At 45.1% G+C, this 14,509-nt stretch carries 10 protein-coding genes, 3 tRNA genes, 3 rRNA genes and 3 pseudogenes; all 19 read left to right on the top strand.

From position 1 onward, the window contains the following. Positions 1-3: 3 nt before the first annotated feature. The 19 genes and pseudogenes from H9Q77_RS14965 to H9Q77_RS14875 all read left to right on the top strand — a co-directional run bounded on the left by H9Q77_RS14965 (position 4) and on the right by H9Q77_RS14875 (position 14,509). Positions 4-1,203: a DUF5711 family protein gene (locus H9Q77_RS14965; RefSeq protein ID WP_249326043.1), complete on the top strand. Its 1,200-nt coding sequence runs from the start codon at positions 4-6 to the stop codon at positions 1,201-1,203. Positions 1,204-1,215: 12 nt separating this feature from the next. Further along, positions 1,216-1,722 carry a CvpA family protein gene (locus H9Q77_RS14960; protein ID WP_249326041.1) on the top strand — a complete coding sequence of 169 codons (507 nt, stop codon included), beginning with the start codon at positions 1,216-1,218 and terminating at the stop codon, positions 1,720-1,722. 508 nt (positions 1,723-2,230) lie between these two features. Next, positions 2,231-3,749 (top strand): 16S ribosomal RNA (locus H9Q77_RS14955). A gap of 129 nt (positions 3,750-3,878) precedes the next feature. Next, positions 3,879-3,996, top strand: a 5S ribosomal RNA gene (gene rrf, locus H9Q77_RS14950). A 303-nt stretch (positions 3,997-4,299) separates the two neighbouring features. After that, a 23S ribosomal RNA gene (locus H9Q77_RS14945) occupies positions 4,300-7,184 on the top strand. Together the 16S, 23S and 5S rRNA genes with 3 tRNA genes alongside form the textbook arrangement of a ribosomal RNA operon. Positions 7,185-7,338: 154 nt before the next feature. After that, positions 7,339-7,410 (top strand) — tRNA-Asn (locus tag H9Q77_RS14940). A 45-nt stretch (positions 7,411-7,455) separates the two neighbouring features. Then, positions 7,456-7,527: transfer RNA gene (locus H9Q77_RS14935), tRNA-Glu, on the top strand. 13 nt (positions 7,528-7,540) lie between these two features. Further along, positions 7,541-7,612: transfer RNA gene (locus H9Q77_RS14930), tRNA-Cys, on the top strand. 183 nt (positions 7,613-7,795) lie between these two features. Continuing rightward, positions 7,796-8,608: an Rpn family recombination-promoting nuclease/putative transposase gene (locus H9Q77_RS14925; RefSeq protein ID WP_249326039.1), complete on the top strand. Its 813-nt coding sequence runs from the start codon at positions 7,796-7,798 to the stop codon at positions 8,606-8,608. 624 nt (positions 8,609-9,232) lie between these two features. Beyond that, a pseudogene (locus tag H9Q77_RS14920) lies at positions 9,233-9,475 on the top strand (TnpV protein); the annotation flags it as partial. A gap of 135 nt (positions 9,476-9,610) precedes the next feature. Further along, a complete protein-coding gene (locus H9Q77_RS14915) occupies positions 9,611-10,441 on the top strand; it encodes a TraX family protein (RefSeq protein WP_117492254.1) in 831 nt (276 codons plus the stop codon). A gap of 317 nt (positions 10,442-10,758) precedes the next feature. Then, positions 10,759-11,214 carry a hypothetical protein gene (locus tag H9Q77_RS14910; protein WP_118548184.1) on the top strand — a complete coding sequence of 152 codons (456 nt, stop codon included), beginning with the start codon at positions 10,759-10,761 and terminating at the stop codon, positions 11,212-11,214. A 139-nt stretch (positions 11,215-11,353) separates the two neighbouring features. Beyond that, complete coding sequence (locus H9Q77_RS14905; protein WP_118548182.1) at positions 11,354-11,713, top strand: DUF3847 domain-containing protein; 360 nt, start codon at positions 11,354-11,356, stop codon at positions 11,711-11,713. Beyond that, positions 11,679-11,885, top strand: a pseudogene (locus tag H9Q77_RS14900) (MobA/MobL family protein); the annotation flags it as partial. The gene H9Q77_RS14905 and the pseudogene H9Q77_RS14900, both read left to right, overlap by 35 nt. 249 nt (positions 11,886-12,134) lie before the next feature. Further along, positions 12,135-13,067: a ParM/StbA family protein gene (locus H9Q77_RS14895; protein WP_118548180.1), complete on the top strand. Its 933-nt coding sequence runs from the start codon at positions 12,135-12,137 to the stop codon at positions 13,065-13,067. A 5-nt stretch (positions 13,068-13,072) separates the two neighbouring features. Then, positions 13,073-13,480 (top strand): hypothetical protein, encoded by a 408-nt coding sequence (locus tag H9Q77_RS14890; RefSeq protein ID WP_118548178.1) that lies wholly within the window; start codon positions 13,073-13,075, stop codon positions 13,478-13,480. A 136-nt stretch (positions 13,481-13,616) separates the two neighbouring features. Continuing rightward, positions 13,617-13,778: pseudogene (locus H9Q77_RS14885) on the top strand (SDR family oxidoreductase); the annotation flags it as partial. 92 nt (positions 13,779-13,870) lie between these two features. After that, positions 13,871-14,176 (top strand): thioredoxin, encoded by a 306-nt coding sequence (gene trxA, locus H9Q77_RS14880; protein ID WP_249326037.1) that lies wholly within the window; start codon positions 13,871-13,873, stop codon positions 14,174-14,176. Positions 14,177-14,188: 12 nt separating this feature from the next. Continuing rightward, entirely contained in the window at positions 14,189-14,509 is a 321-nt protein-coding gene (locus H9Q77_RS14875) for a rhodanese-like domain-containing protein (protein WP_021737561.1), read from the top strand.

Here is a 14,509-nt window from a genome sequence, read left to right as displayed (position 1 = left end):
TGCATGGCAGCAGATATTAAAAATTATCTGAAAGAAAAAGAAAAACGGCAAAAGAATCAGGATGACTATAAGAAAAAGATCCGTAAACATAAACTGACCATTGTATACCGGGTGCTTTTGGTAGCTGCGGCACTGGGAGCGGCGCTGGCACTGGTGGTGGAGCAGGCGAAGCGGCATATTTACACAGGTTATGATACCGTGTCCTCTGTAAACAGGGAGACTTCGTCAGATGCCATAGATGTTCGCCTGAAAAATGGAATCCTTACCTATAGTAAGGATGGTGCACATTGTACGGATGCAAAGGGAAATGTGAAATGGAATCAGACTTATGTTATCCAGGATGTGAAGCTTGCTACCTGCGGAAGTGTGGCAGCTATCGGTAGTTACAATGGTCGTGAGATTTATGTACAGAATACGGAGAAACAGCTGGGAACCATTACCACGACCATGCCAATTCGTAATATTACGGTAGCAGACACCGGCAGGGTAACGGCAACACTGGCGGACACAGATGCGACCTGGATCATGACTTACGAAGCAGACGGAAGCAACAGTTACACCGGACAGGCACATATGAATGACGGAGGATATCCCATCTCCATCAGTCTGTCCCCGAGTGGAGAGCTGTTGGCGGTCAGCTACTTATATGTAGATGCAGGAGTGGTGAAATCCAACGTGGTATTCTATAATTTCGGTCCGGTAGGTGCGAACCAGAGTGACTATATGGTCAGCGCTTATACCTATTCCGATCTGGTCGTTCCGAAAGTGCAGTTTATGAACAATGATACCGCTTTCGCGGCAGGTGACAGCCGTCTGATGATTTTTAGCGGATCCCAGAAGCCGGTAACCATCGGAGAATATCTCTATGATGATGAGATCCAGTCAGTTTTTTACAGCGAGAAATACGTAGGACTGGTATTTTTATCGGATCAGGCGGAGACCAAATACCGCATGGATGTATATAATGATTCGGCGGTAAAAGTGGGGAGCTATTATTTTGATGTGGATTATACAGATATATTTTTTGAAGAGGATGGTATGGTGATCTACAACGAGTCGGAATGTCAGATCTTCACAACAGAGGGTGTGGAAAAATACCGGGGGAACTTTGGCAAGAGCGTGCGGCTTATGCTTCTGGCAGGAGGATCCTACAAATATTACCTGGTGACGGATAATACAATAGATACCATACAGTTAAAATAAAGGAGTATACGAATGAATCTGAATTTATTGCTTATTATTACAGCAGTGATCTTGCTATGCATGGTGGTGGACGGTTATAAAAAGGGAATGGTGAGATCCCTGATCTCTTTGATCTCCCTGCTGATCACCTGTGTTGTACTGTTCCTGCTGGGAAATGCGCTGAGCAGTTACTTTGACGGAAGGTTTTTCAATGTGATCATCACTCTGTTATTGCTGGCAGCCATCGGACTGGTACACCATTTACTAAATGTGGTATTTTTCTCTGCAAAGGTAATCTCAAAACTACCTATAGTACATAGCCTGGACAAATTACTAGGTATTGTGGTTGGAATATTGGAAACTGTCCTAATTGTTTGGACAATATATGCATTTGACATCTTCAGAGACCTGGGAAGCCTGGGACAGGTCATCGTAGATTACACCAGAGACAGCAAGATCCTTACATGTCTGTATGAAAACAATTACCTGGCATACCTGATCGAACAGCTCGGACAAAAGCTTCCTTTCTTCGTAAAATAGAATAGAAAAGTGGTAAAAATCCCCTGTACATGCGGAATTTGCATGGCAGGGGATAATTTGTGTAAAAAATTCAAAAAATAATGTTGACAAGTGATATGTGGGGTGATATACTCAGATTCGTTGTCAGGGCAGTACCGAGACAACACAACAACGAAAAAGAAATTCAAAAAGATTTTGGAAAAGTTGTTGACAGATGTCTGGCAGATATGGTAATATAAAAACCTGCCGCGAAAAACGAAAGTTTTTCAAGGCAAAAAAGTTTTTAAAAAAGTTGTTGACAAACGAAAGCGGTCATGATAAGATATCAGAGTTGCCGCTGAGAACAACAGCAACGAAGAATCACTGATCTTTGACAAATAAACAGTAATGCAACCCTGAAAATTCCAAGATTTTCAGAAAAATGAATTGCGAGATTCAAGAACAAGCAGATCGATGAAAAAGATCGAGAAGCTACCCGAATTAACAGTAAACAATGCCAGATAAAACTGGCAGGACACAAACACCATTTTAACATGAGAGTTTGATCCTGGCTCAGGATGAACGCTGGCGGCGTGCCTAACACATGCAAGTCGAACGGAATTTACATGAAGCCTAGCGATTGTAAATTTAGTGGCGGACGGGTGAGTAACGCGTGGGTAACCTGCCTTGTACTGGGGGACAACAGTTGGAAACGACTGCTAATACCGCATAAGCGCACAGCTTCGCATGAAGCGGTGTGAAAAACTCCGGTGGTACAAGATGGACCCGCGTCTGATTAGCTGGTTGGTGAGGTAACGGCCCACCAAGGCGACGATCAGTAGCCGGCCTGAGAGGGTGAACGGCCACATTGGGACTGAGACACGGCCCAAACTCCTACGGGAGGCAGCAGTGGGGAATATTGCACAATGGGGGAAACCCTGATGCAGCAACGCCGCGTGAGTGAAGAAGTATTTCGGTATGTAAAGCTCTATCAGCAGGAAAGAAAATGACGGTACCTGACTAAGAAGCCCCGGCTAACTACGTGCCAGCAGCCGCGGTAATACGTAGGGGGCAAGCGTTATCCGGATTTACTGGGTGTAAAGGGAGCGTAGACGGTTTTGCAAGTCTGAAGTGAAAGCCCGGGGCTTAACCCCGGGACTGCTTTGGAAACTGTAGGACTAGAGTGCAGGAGAGGTAAGTGGAATTCCTAGTGTAGCGGTGAAATGCGTAGATATTAGGAGGAACACCAGTGGCGAAGGCGGCTTACTGGACTGTAACTGACGTTGAGGCTCGAAAGCGTGGGGAGCAAACAGGATTAGATACCCTGGTAGTCCACGCCGTAAACGATGATTACTAGGTGTTGGTGGGTATGACCCATCGGTGCCGCAGCAAACGCAATAAGTAATCCACCTGGGGAGTACGTTCGCAAGAATGAAACTCAAAGGAATTGACGGGGACCCGCACAAGCGGTGGAGCATGTGGTTTAATTCGAAGCAACGCGAAGAACCTTACCTGGTCTTGACATCCCTATGAATAACGGGCAATGCCGTTAGTACTTCGGTACATAGGAGACAGGTGGTGCATGGTTGTCGTCAGCTCGTGTCGTGAGATGTTGGGTTAAGTCCCGCAACGAGCGCAACCCTTATCTTTAGTAGCCAGCAGTAAGATGGGCACTCTAGAGAGACTGCCGGGGATAACCCGGAGGAAGGTGGGGATGACGTCAAATCATCATGCCCCTTATGACCAGGGCTACACACGTGCTACAATGGCGTAAACAAAGAGAAGCGAAGTCGTGAGGCAGAGCGAATCTCAAAAATAACGTCTCAGTTCGGATTGTAGTCTGCAACTCGACTACATGAAGCTGGAATCGCTAGTAATCGCAGATCAGAATGCTGCGGTGAATACGTTCCCGGGTCTTGTACACACCGCCCGTCACACCATGGGAGTCGGAAATGCCCGAAGTCGGTGACCTAACCGCAAGGAAGGAGCCGCCGAAGGCAGGTCTGATAACTGGGGTGAAGTCGTAACAAGGTAGCCGTATCGGAAGGTGCGGCTGGATCACCTCCTTTCTAAGGAAATGGAAGAAGTAGGGGTTGCATTACTGTTGATTTGCCAAGGGCAAGTCAAGAAAAAGGATAATGAGCTGGTGGTTATGCGCAAAGCGCATCGCCGGTGAAGAAATCCGAAATAAGAACATTTCTGGTGGCGATGCGCTTGGGGGACACACCCGTTCTCATCCCGAACACGATGGTTAAGACCCAAGCGGCCGATGGTACTATACTGGAGACGGTATGGGAGAGCAGGTGGCTGCCAGATCTCTTTAAAAAAATCGCTGAAAAGCGTTTAAATAAATACTGGTTTTACCAGTGATTAGAGATTAAAACAAAGTTTTGGTTTCTAATGACTGATAAAAATTCAGTCAGATTTGTTCCTTGAAAACCGAATATTGAAACAAAAATCAACTTGAATGCAAAGCATTCAAGGTTATATCTAAGTTTGCAAAACGATATAACAAGACATCCGAGGGATCTTGCAGAGATGTAAGATCAAACAAGCAAAACGAAACAAAACCTAAAGTAACATCACGCTAGATGTGAAAAGCTTTTAAATAAGCAATTAGGTCAAGCTAAAAAGAGCGCAGGGTGGATGCCTTGGCACTAAGAGCCGATGAAAGACGTGATAAGCTGCGATAAGCTACGGGGAGGAGCACATATCCATTGATCCGTAGATTTCTGAATGGGGAAACCCGGCTGAGCATACCTCAGTCACCGTGCACTGAATCCATAGGTGTACGGAGGGAACCTGGTGAACTGAAACATCTAAGTAGCCGGAGGAAGAGAAAGAAAACTCGATTTTCAAAGTAGCGGCGAGCGAAATGGAAAGAGCCCAAACCGGAGTGCGTGCACTCCGGGGTTCGGACTGCATTTATGACTTCTGACTGTAGCGGAACGGTTCTGGAAAGACCGGCCAGAGAGGGTGAGAGCCCCGTAGGCGAAACGGAAGGAAGCAGAGCAGGATCCAGAGTACCACGAGACACGAGAAACCTTGTGGGAATGAGCGGGGACCACCCCGTAAGGCTAAATACTCCTTAGTGACCGATAGAGCAGAGTACTGTGAAGGAAAGGTGAAAAGGACCCCGGGAGGGGAGTGAAAGAGAACCTGAAACCCTGTGTTTACAAACTGTGGAAGTACCATACGAGTACAACCGCGTACTTTTTGTAGAACGGTCCGGCGAGTTACGTTTACTGGCGAGGTTAAGCACTTAAGGTGCGGAGCCGAAGGGATACCAAGTCTTAACAGGGCGTAAAGTCAGTGTACGTAGACCCGAAACCGGGTGATCTACCCATGTCCAGGCTGAAGTTGCCGTAAAAGGCAATGGAGGGCCGAACGCACATCCGTTGAAAAGGGTGGCGATGAGGTGTGGGTAGGGGAGAAATTCCAATCGAACCCGGAGATAGCTGGTTCTCCTCGAAATAGCTTTAGGGCTAGCCTCGTGTTAACCTTGTGGAGGTAGAGCACTGAATATCCTAGGGGGCGTCAAAGTCTACCGAAGATTATCAAACTCCGAATGCCATAAAGGTGATGCACGGGAGTCAGACTGCACGAGATAAGTTGGGTGGTCAAAAGGGAAAGAGCCCAGACCTACAGCTAAGGTCCCAAAGTGCGTGTTAAGTGGAAAAGGATGTGGGATTTCGAAGACAACTAGGATGTTGGCTCAGAAGCAGCCATACATTCAAAGAGTGCGTAATAGCTCACTAGTCGAGAGGTCCTGCGCCGAAAATGTCCGGGGCTGAAACACGACACCGAAGCTTAGGACTCCATTTAGGAGTGGTAGAGGAGCATTGTTAGCGCAGCGAAGCTGTACCGATAAGGAGCAGTGGAGTGCTAAGAAGAGAGAATGCCGGAATGAGTAGCGAGAGGAAGGTGAGAATCCTTCCGGCCGAATATCCAAGGTTTCCAGAGTAAAGCTGATCTGCTCTGGGTAAGTCGGGGCCTAAGGCGAGGTCGAAAGACGTAGTCGATGGATAACAGGTGGAGATTCCTGTACTATGTGTACCCAGAACTGTGGGGACGCATGTGGAGAGCACGAGCCGGGAAAGAAGAAACCGGTACAAGCGGGGTAGGAGTAAGGACAGCAAATCTTCCTTACAATCCGAAGACGTAATGTGGACCGAACCAAAGTAGGGAAGCGTGTGAGCCATGTGCCAAGAAAAGCCGCTATTGTGATACACATACCCGTACCGTAAACCGACACAGGTGGATGAGGAGAGAATCCTAAGGCCGACGGAAGAAGCATTGTTAAGGAACTCGGCAAAATGACCCCGTAACTTCGGGAGAAGGGGTGCCCTGTGAAAGCAGGGCCGCAGAGAATAGGCTCAAGCAACTGTTTAGCAAAAACACAGGTCTATGCGAAACCGAAAGGTGAGGTATATGGGCTGACGCCTGCCCGGTGCTGGAAGGTTAAGAGGAGAAGTCAGGCAACGAAGCTTCGAATTTAAGCCCCAGTAAACGGCGGCCGTAACTATAACGGTCCTAAGGTAGCGAAATTCCTTGTCGGGTAAGTTCCGACCCGCACGAAAGGCGTAATGATTTGAGCACTGTCTCGACAATGCATCCGGTGAAATTGAAGTACCAGTGAAGATGCTGGTTACCTGCGCCAGGACGGAAAGACCCCATGGAGCTTTACTCCAGCTTGATACTGGGATTCGATACTGTATGTACAGGATAGGTGGGAGACGTTGAGCATAGAACGCCAGTTTTATGTGAGTCGCTGTTGGGATACCACCCTTGCAGTATTGGATTTCTAACCTGCACCCATGACCTGGGTGGGGGACAATGTCTGGCGGGGAGTTTGACTGGGGCGGTCGCCTCCGAAAGGGTATCGGAGGCGCTCAAAGGTTCCCTCAGAATGGTTGGAAACCATTCGAAGAGTGCAAAGGCAGAAGGGAGCTTGACTGTGACACCGACGGGTGGAACAGGTACGAAAGTAGGACTTAGTGATCCGGTGGTATAAAGTGGGATTGCCATCGCTCAACGGATAAAAGCTACCCTGGGGATAACAGGCTTATCACTCCCAAGAGTTCACATCGACGGAGTGGTTTGGCACCTCGATGTCGGCTCATCGCATCCTGGGGCTGTAGCAGGTCCCAAGGGTTGGGCTGTTCGCCCATTAAAGCGGTACGCGAGCTGGGTTCAGAACGTCGTGAGACAGTTCGGTCCCTATCCGGCGCAGGCGGAGGATATTTGAGAGGAGCTGTCCTTAGTACGAGAGGACCGGGATGGACGGACCACTGGTGTATCTGTTGGCTATCAGAGCCATGGCAGAGTAGCCAAGTCCGGCAGGGATAAACGCTGAAGGCATCTAAGCGTGAAGCCCCCCTCAAGATGAGATATCCCTCAGAAATGAGTAAGACCCCTTGAAGACTACGAGGTAGATAGGAATGAGGTGTAAGCACAGCAATGTGTTCAGCTGACATTTACTAATCGGTCGAGGGCTTGACCAAAGGTTTTGGATAGGAAAGCAGGATGGAAGTTAAGATATAAGGATTAGATTTCAGTGTTCGGTTTTGAAGGAATAAATAATTTCTTCACATTTAGCTTTGTAACTTTTTGAGAATGCGCTGCATTCTCTTAAATCGCTTATAAAGCAGGATATTTTCCTCGATAGCTCAATGGTAGAGCACTCGGCTGTTAACCGAGTTGTTGTAGGTTCGAGCCCTACTCGGGGAGTTTTTTTATCAGATACATTAGATACGCCAAGCGGCGATAACACGCGGCTCCATGGTCAAGCGGTTAAGACATCGCCCTTTCACGGCGGTAACACGGGTTCGATTCCCGTTGGAGTCATTTAATTAAATATGGCGCAGTAGCCAAGTGGTAAGGCAATGGTCTGCAACACCAGTATCCACCGGTTCAAATCCGGTCTGCGCCTCTCCTAGAGGGCCTCAGAAATGTTATGTTTCTGGGGTTTTTTCTTGTCCAGAAAAACTTACGCATAACAGACCTGTATATCGCTGAAACCCACATAAAATATTCAGTTTTTTATAATTTCAGAGAAATTTCATTGCATCGCTTTTTTTTGCATGATAAGATAAGGTCAGAAAGAGGATTTATAATGGCAGAAAACAAAAGCAGTAAAGTAATGCAGGACTATGAAAAGGTAAACAGACTGATTGATGGACTGACACTGTTTGATGATGACCTGATGAGCCGGGTGTTTGATAAAAATATTGAAGCAACCGAACTGATCCTCAGGATCATTCTCGGAAGAAAGATCACAGTCATTCGTGTAAACGGGCAGGAAGAGGTCAGAAATGCCGAAGTCGGTGGACGCAACATTACCCTGGATGTATATGCAATGGATGAAAATGGACAGGAAATGGACATTGAGGTGCAGGGAAATTCCGAAGGCGCCCATATCCGCAGGGCAAGATACCACAGTAGTGTGCTGGATTCCAAAATGCTGAAGGAAGGCCAGCCGTTCAAAAAACTGAAGGATTCCTATGTGATCTTTATTTACAAGCACGACAAGTTCAAAAAAGGGTTACCGGTATACCATATCGACCGATATATAAGAGAGACCGGGGAAATCTTCGAGGACGGATCACATATCGTATATGTAAACGGGAACTATAAGGGGGATGACGAGATCGGTCAGCTCATGAGCGATTTCCATCAGGTAGACCCCGACAATATGCATTATAAGGAACTGTCACAGGGCGTAAAACATTTCAAAGAAGTAGAGGAAGGACGTGATTCCATGTGTGAAGCAGTACAGGAATATGCAAAGGAATATGCATTAAAAAAGAGAACTGAAGATGTGAAAAGTCTTATGGAAAGCACAGGATTTTCACTGGAACAATCCTTGAATGCTTTGAAAATTCAGGGAGAAGAGAGAGAACGGGTTATCGAACAGTTACAGCAGTAACCAGTGGTTTTAGAAGGATAGGGATAGAGCAGGTCCATTAGATATCTGCGCTATCCCTTTTGTGTTGGAAAGGAAGTGGGCAGGATGAAAATGGTGAGAAATATCTGATAGAAAAATGTGGATGCGGATTATACGAAGTACGGAGCGAAATTGTATGCACGTAAAGCAAATCCATGGTACAGAAAAAAGGAAATGTGACAGGCGAATTATACTTACGGTATATTTACACAGTAAGTAAAGTAGGGTATATTTATATCAAGTGTAATTCCTGTCACGTGCACAACAGGTAATTGGTTGCGGTGGGTAACGGACCCATGCAGGAACCCTGTGGCACTCAAAGTTAGAAAAAAGAGCTATTTTCATGGACGTTTCGGACGTTAGCCAAAGGATCTGATGCATCAGAGGCACTAGGCACATGATAGGCTCTTTTTTTATGGGTATTATTAAAATTATCCTGCGGAGTGAACTTCGTCAGAATCTTCACTTTTAAAGAGCACGTCAAACATCCTATCAACGGAAGTGAAGGATGGATATTGTTCAGGATGCTTACGCATTTCGTCTACTTCTTTCATGGCAGCTATTGTCTCATCATTGGGTAGGTTATTTACTTCAGGTAAGGCGTAGCTGAAAATGCACCGTCCGATACTGTTCAATGAGCTGGCGCTATTCGACAAGCTCTTTGAGCATTGCGCCGAGATTGACGAAGCGGCACGAAGCCGCATGGAACTGATCGTGCCAGAGCTGGCAAAGCAGTACGGCGTGACCGAAAGGCTGAAAGCCGAAAACCAAATGGAATGGGTGCGGCAGATGAACGCTTGCAAGGCACAGGCAGAGGAGATTGTGAAAGCGGAATTGATTTATGATTGAGCGAGGAAGTCCGGGCAGAAAACTGTTCGGACTTTTCTCATATATTCCAAAGTTGCGATAGAATTGTTCACGAGTTTTATGGTATAATTTGAATGCGAAAAATCGTAGAATTGGAAGTTGGTAGGAGGTTGCTTTATGAGCCTTGATAGGAAAATAAATCGCATTCAATTTCTCTCAGGAAATTCGCTAAAGGTTATTGCTGTACTGACAATGCTTATTGACCATCTATGTAAAATTGTGCTGCAATGGCTGCTATCAAACTACTGGGGAGCTATGGCAGATAACGGGCAAATGTCGTGGGAGAGATTCCGAGAGATAGATTATTTCATACGGTTTGATTTGCAAAGCATTGGGACGATTGCTTTTCCGCTATTCTGTTTTTTGCTGGCAGAAGGATTCCAACACACAAGAAGTAAAAAACGCTATATTGGGTTGATGCTTGCATTTGCCCTTATTTCGGAAGTTCCATTTGACATAGGTTTCTTTAGTGCGTATTCACGAATGGAAGATACATTTCCGTTTTACTTGAAGTATCAAAATGTATTTTTCACCTTGTTTTTAGGCTTATTGACATTGGTATGCCTTGAAAGATTTTCGTGTAAATCAGACCTACCGGTGGATAGAATAAAATCAGCAGTCCTGCAAGTTCTCAGTGTAGTGCTTTTTTCCGGCATTGCGGAAGGAATCCATTGTGACTACGGTATGCAGGGGATCTTATTCATATCAGCATTTTATATTTGCCGTAATCACCGAATCTATCAAGTGTTGCTGTTCCTTTTGGCTTACATGGGGACAACGGGGAATCAACCGCCTTTATGTACGCTTCTTGCCTGCTTGCTTATTCTGCTATACAACGGAAAGCGTGGTAAACTGAAGCTAAAATACTTCTTCTATGTTTTTTATCCAGCACATATCCTTGTCCTATATTTGATTCAGATAGAACTCGGAAAATACTTACTGAAATGACTAATTGCAGTTTGTCGAGAAATTAAGCCGGAGCAAATCCCTTTAGGAACTAAAGGGCGCACTTCTATACTCTCTATCGGGAGTATGTGCGTCCTGCGGAGCTTCATTCCCGGTCAACAGAAGAAAACTGCCCGACCGAGAATGTTTCGTCACTTCGTTCCGTCAAGGGAGCTACACTCCCTTGCGTCGCTTATGCGGCTATCCCTTGTGGACTTGCCGTCCGCAAACAGCATGAAATGCTGTTCGCCGCCAGCAAGGTTTATAAATTGCATCAATATCTATCAGCCAAATGGTGAGCAAGAAAGGGGGTGATTTACATGAAAAAAATGTTTATACTGGTTATGGCAGTTATGCTCTGTTTCACACTAACTGCTTGCAATGAAGAAAAAAATATCGACTTTCCTTTTGAATTGTCCAGTATCGAAAATGTGGAAATGTTCCGCTTCATTATTCCTGCGGATGCGGAGAAAAAAGTGATTACCAAATCAGAAGATATTGAAGAAATTTATCAGACTTTTGAAAGTGTTTCTCTGAAAGATAAAACAACTGAACCTATTGCTGGTGGCTCAGTGACCAGTTTCCGATTTAATCTTTCTGATGGTACATCTTATGAGGTTATCTATTCGGAGGTCGCTGTAAAAGCTGGAAGAGTCATCACAACAGGCATGGAACAAGATTTCTTTACTTCAGCCGATATAGGAGCATTCTGGGGGAATTACGACTACGAAGTAACAACTGCATCGGAAGATGAATTGCCAGCATTATATGAGTAAAAAATGAACAGGTATTAACTAAATTTCTATCATAAGTGATACAATTTAATACTGAAAATCAGACCGTTGACTGGTCGCACTATGCGAAAAGTTGACGGTCTTTTTTTATCCGCAAAATCAAAAAAAGAGGTCAATTACAATGACAAAACCGAAAACCCTTGAACAGCTTCGAGCCGAAAAGGAACGAGCCGAGACGCAGCTTGCACAGGAACAGCACAAGCTGGAGCCTCTGGAGAACAGAAAGAAGTATCTGGAGAAAGGTGAACGCACCAAGCACACCCACCGCCTTTGCAATCTGGGCGGAACGATTGAGAGCCTTGCCCCGGAGGTCAAAGATCTCACACGCACCGAAATGACAGAGCTGATGGAACACATCTTTTCCCTGTCCGAAGTCCAGCGAGCCGTCCGTCACATGGCGATTACCCACATCAGCCAAGCAAACAGAGAAAAGGAGTTGAAAGCCGATGGCACTATTTCGTCTGAGCATCACGCAGACTAAGCGAAGCGCAGGACAGTCCGCTATTGCTTCTGCCGCCTACCGTGCCGGGGAGCGATTGTATAGCGAGTATTACGGCGAATATAGCGACTACACCAAAAAGGGCGGCGTGATCTGCTCTGACATTCTTCTGCCGTCCCATGCACCGCCAGAATACGCAGACCGTCAGACGCTATCTGCTATATAGTAGATATTGCTTATTTGATTTAGTAACGTTGGTTGTAACATATATACTCATTTCTCCATAAATTTCAATCATTGAACATCAGACAGAAAATTGCGTAATAAAAATAAATGGCATATATATAATGGCATTTTCATTAGTAATAGGCAAGATATATGGAAAATAATTAAATAGGTTGTAAGATGTAGCCTCCACAATGCGTATATATAATTATAGAATACGTAAAGGAGTGATGATATTATGACATATCAGAAAATTACGATCCCCCTGGATCATGGCAACCGCAACATGAAAACTGCTGAAGAAGTATTTACTTCCGGTCTTGTGGAGAGCGACTTAAAACCGGTGCTCGGAGAGTACCTGCAGTACAATGGGAAATACTATTCCCTTACCGGAGAGCGTATCCCTTATATGAGGGACAAGACCCTGGACGATAGATTTTTCATTCTTACCCTGTTTGGCATCGGTAAAGAACTGGAGAGGCGCACACAGCCCCAGAAGGATACCATTTACCAGGTAGAACTTCCGGTGGGACTGCCTCCGAAGCATTATGGCGCTCTTTTTGAGAAGTTTGGCCAGTATTTTGTAAGACCGGGTGTACAGCGGTTTACCTTTAACAAAAGGGAATACCTGGTGCAGATTACGAAAGCAGCCGTTTTTCCCCAGGACTATGCTGCAGCAATGACAATCTATCCGCAGATCGCAGCATATAACCGTGTGGTAACCGTGGACATCGGTGGATTCACTTTAGATTATTTGCTGCTTCGGGAGGGCAGACCGGATCTGTCAGTATGCGATTCCCTGGAAAAAGGTGTCATTACGTTGTATAACCGGATTATCTCCCGTGTAAGCTCCGATTTCGATATGCTCCTAGAAGATACGGACATTGATACGATTATTCTTGGCAAAAACAGTGATTACAGCGACAGCGTAATCAGACTGGTAAAGCAGATGACCAAGCAGTATGTCGATGATTTCCTAGGGGCACTCAGGGAGAGAGGAATTGACTTAAAAACCGGATGCATTGTGTTCATCGGCGGTGGAGCGAAATTACTCAGGGAATACTTAGAGAATACGGACAAGATCGGAAAATGTGTTTTTGTAGAGGATATCTGTGCAAATGCAAAAGGATATGAAATTTTGTACCAGGTACAGAAAAAGAGTGGCAGGTGATTGCCATGGCTGCAGAAAAGAAAAATCCGTATGTGATGACGATAGGATTCCGTAAGAATAACCCCGAACATATCCAGGTTGCAGAGTTCCTTAATTCCCTAGAACGGGAAAAGGCACAGTACATTGTAAAAGCGGTTCTTACTTACAGGACACTGGAAGAGAAGGGAGAAGTACCGCAGACAGGTGGTGCAGTGTCCTATGATTATGAAACAATCAAAAGCATTGTGTTACAGATCATGCGTGAGCAGGGGGCTGACGGGAAGATACCTGCGGTGCAACCGGAAACAGCTTCCTTATCGCTGGAAGCAGAGCCGAAGGAGCAGATCACAGAAGAAGATTCTTTAATAGGCTTCGACGAATCTGCGATGCAGGGTATCATGGCATCCCTCAGTGCTTTTCAGAATCAGAATTAGGAATATCGGAAAGACTACGATAAGGGCAGAAAGAAGAATCTGCCCTTATTTTACATTCATTGTTTATTCCTTTTTACGTATTCCCGATATTCATCCCGGATCATACAGTGGTTCTCTACTGTCTTATGAAAGTTAAGCTGTGCCAAAAGAAGTTATCGAACCTATGATTGAAAGAATTCCATTGCGTCGTCTTGGACAGCCAGAAGATATTGCCAATGCGTATGTGTTTCCTGCTTCAGATGAGACTAGTTACATTACAGGTGTTATATTAAGTGTAGATGGTATGGCAAGAAGTTAATTTAATGTGGTATGGTGATGTAATCACGGAAAATAAATGAAATTAAGACTATAATAAAGCTACAAAAAGAAAAAGATAAGGAGGACTGTAAAATGTCTGCTATTAATATCAATAAAAATAATTTTGAGAACGAAGTACTGAATTCCGATAAAACCGTTCTTTTAGATTTTTGGGCATCTTGGTGTGCGCCTTGCCGTATGGTAGTACCTATTGTAGAGGAGATTGCAGATGATCGTAGGGATATTAAAGTTGGAAAGATTAATGTAGATGAAGAGCCTGAACTGGCAAATAAGTTCAATATTATGAGCATTCCGACTTTAGTGGTTATGAAGAATGGGAAGATTGTACAGCAGGTTTCAGGGGCGAGACCTAAGAAAGCGATATTAGAAATGCTTTAGGGAGGTGTGCTAATGGGATTTTTTGATTTCTTTAAACAGTCGAATATTAATCAAGGCATAGAAGAATATAAAAGGACTGCTGGTGCAGTTCTGTTGGATGTCCGTACTCCGCAGGAATATCAGGAAGGACATATACCAGAAAGTAAAAATGTGCCGTTGCAGCAACTAGACAATATTGTTTCTGTAGCGAAGAATAAGGATATCCCTCTGTTTGTATACTGTTATTCCGGTTCTCGGAGCCGTCAGGCAACTGGGATGTTGCAACGAATGGGATATTCTAAAGTAAATAATATCGGTGGTATTGCAGCTTACTCAGGAAAGGTGGAAAAATAA

The sequence above is a fragment of the Simiaoa sunii genome (genome assembly GCF_014337175.1).
Taxonomy (GTDB): Bacteria; Bacillota; Clostridia; order Lachnospirales; family Lachnospiraceae; genus Acetatifactor; species Acetatifactor intestinalis.
Note: the sequence above shows the minus strand (reverse complement) of the source record. Positions and strands in the feature narration are given on the sequence as shown.

What these genes read in the sequence shown, in the direction of transcription:
- H9Q77_RS14965 (WP_249326043.1), top strand. Translation starts at nt 4, where the DNA reads ATGGCAGCAGATATTAAAAATTATCTGAAAGAAAAAGAAAAACGGCAA.
- H9Q77_RS14960 (WP_249326041.1), top strand. Translation starts at nt 1,216, where the DNA reads ATGAATCTGAATTTATTGCTTATTATTACAGCAGTGATCTTGCTATGC.
- H9Q77_RS14925 (WP_249326039.1), top strand. Translation starts at nt 7,796, where the DNA reads ATGGCAGAAAACAAAAGCAGTAAAGTAATGCAGGACTATGAAAAGGTA.
- H9Q77_RS14915 (WP_117492254.1), top strand. Translation starts at nt 9,611, where the DNA reads ATGAGCCTTGATAGGAAAATAAATCGCATTCAATTTCTCTCAGGAAAT.
- H9Q77_RS14910 (WP_118548184.1), top strand. Translation starts at nt 10,759, where the DNA reads ATGAAAAAAATGTTTATACTGGTTATGGCAGTTATGCTCTGTTTCACA.
- H9Q77_RS14905 (WP_118548182.1), top strand. Translation starts at nt 11,354, where the DNA reads ATGACAAAACCGAAAACCCTTGAACAGCTTCGAGCCGAAAAGGAACGA.
- H9Q77_RS14895 (WP_118548180.1), top strand. Translation starts at nt 12,135, where the DNA reads ATGACATATCAGAAAATTACGATCCCCCTGGATCATGGCAACCGCAAC.
- H9Q77_RS14890 (WP_118548178.1), top strand. Translation starts at nt 13,073, where the DNA reads ATGGCTGCAGAAAAGAAAAATCCGTATGTGATGACGATAGGATTCCGT.
- trxA (WP_249326037.1), top strand. Translation starts at nt 13,871, where the DNA reads ATGTCTGCTATTAATATCAATAAAAATAATTTTGAGAACGAAGTACTG.
- H9Q77_RS14875 (WP_021737561.1), top strand. Translation starts at nt 14,189, where the DNA reads ATGGGATTTTTTGATTTCTTTAAACAGTCGAATATTAATCAAGGCATA.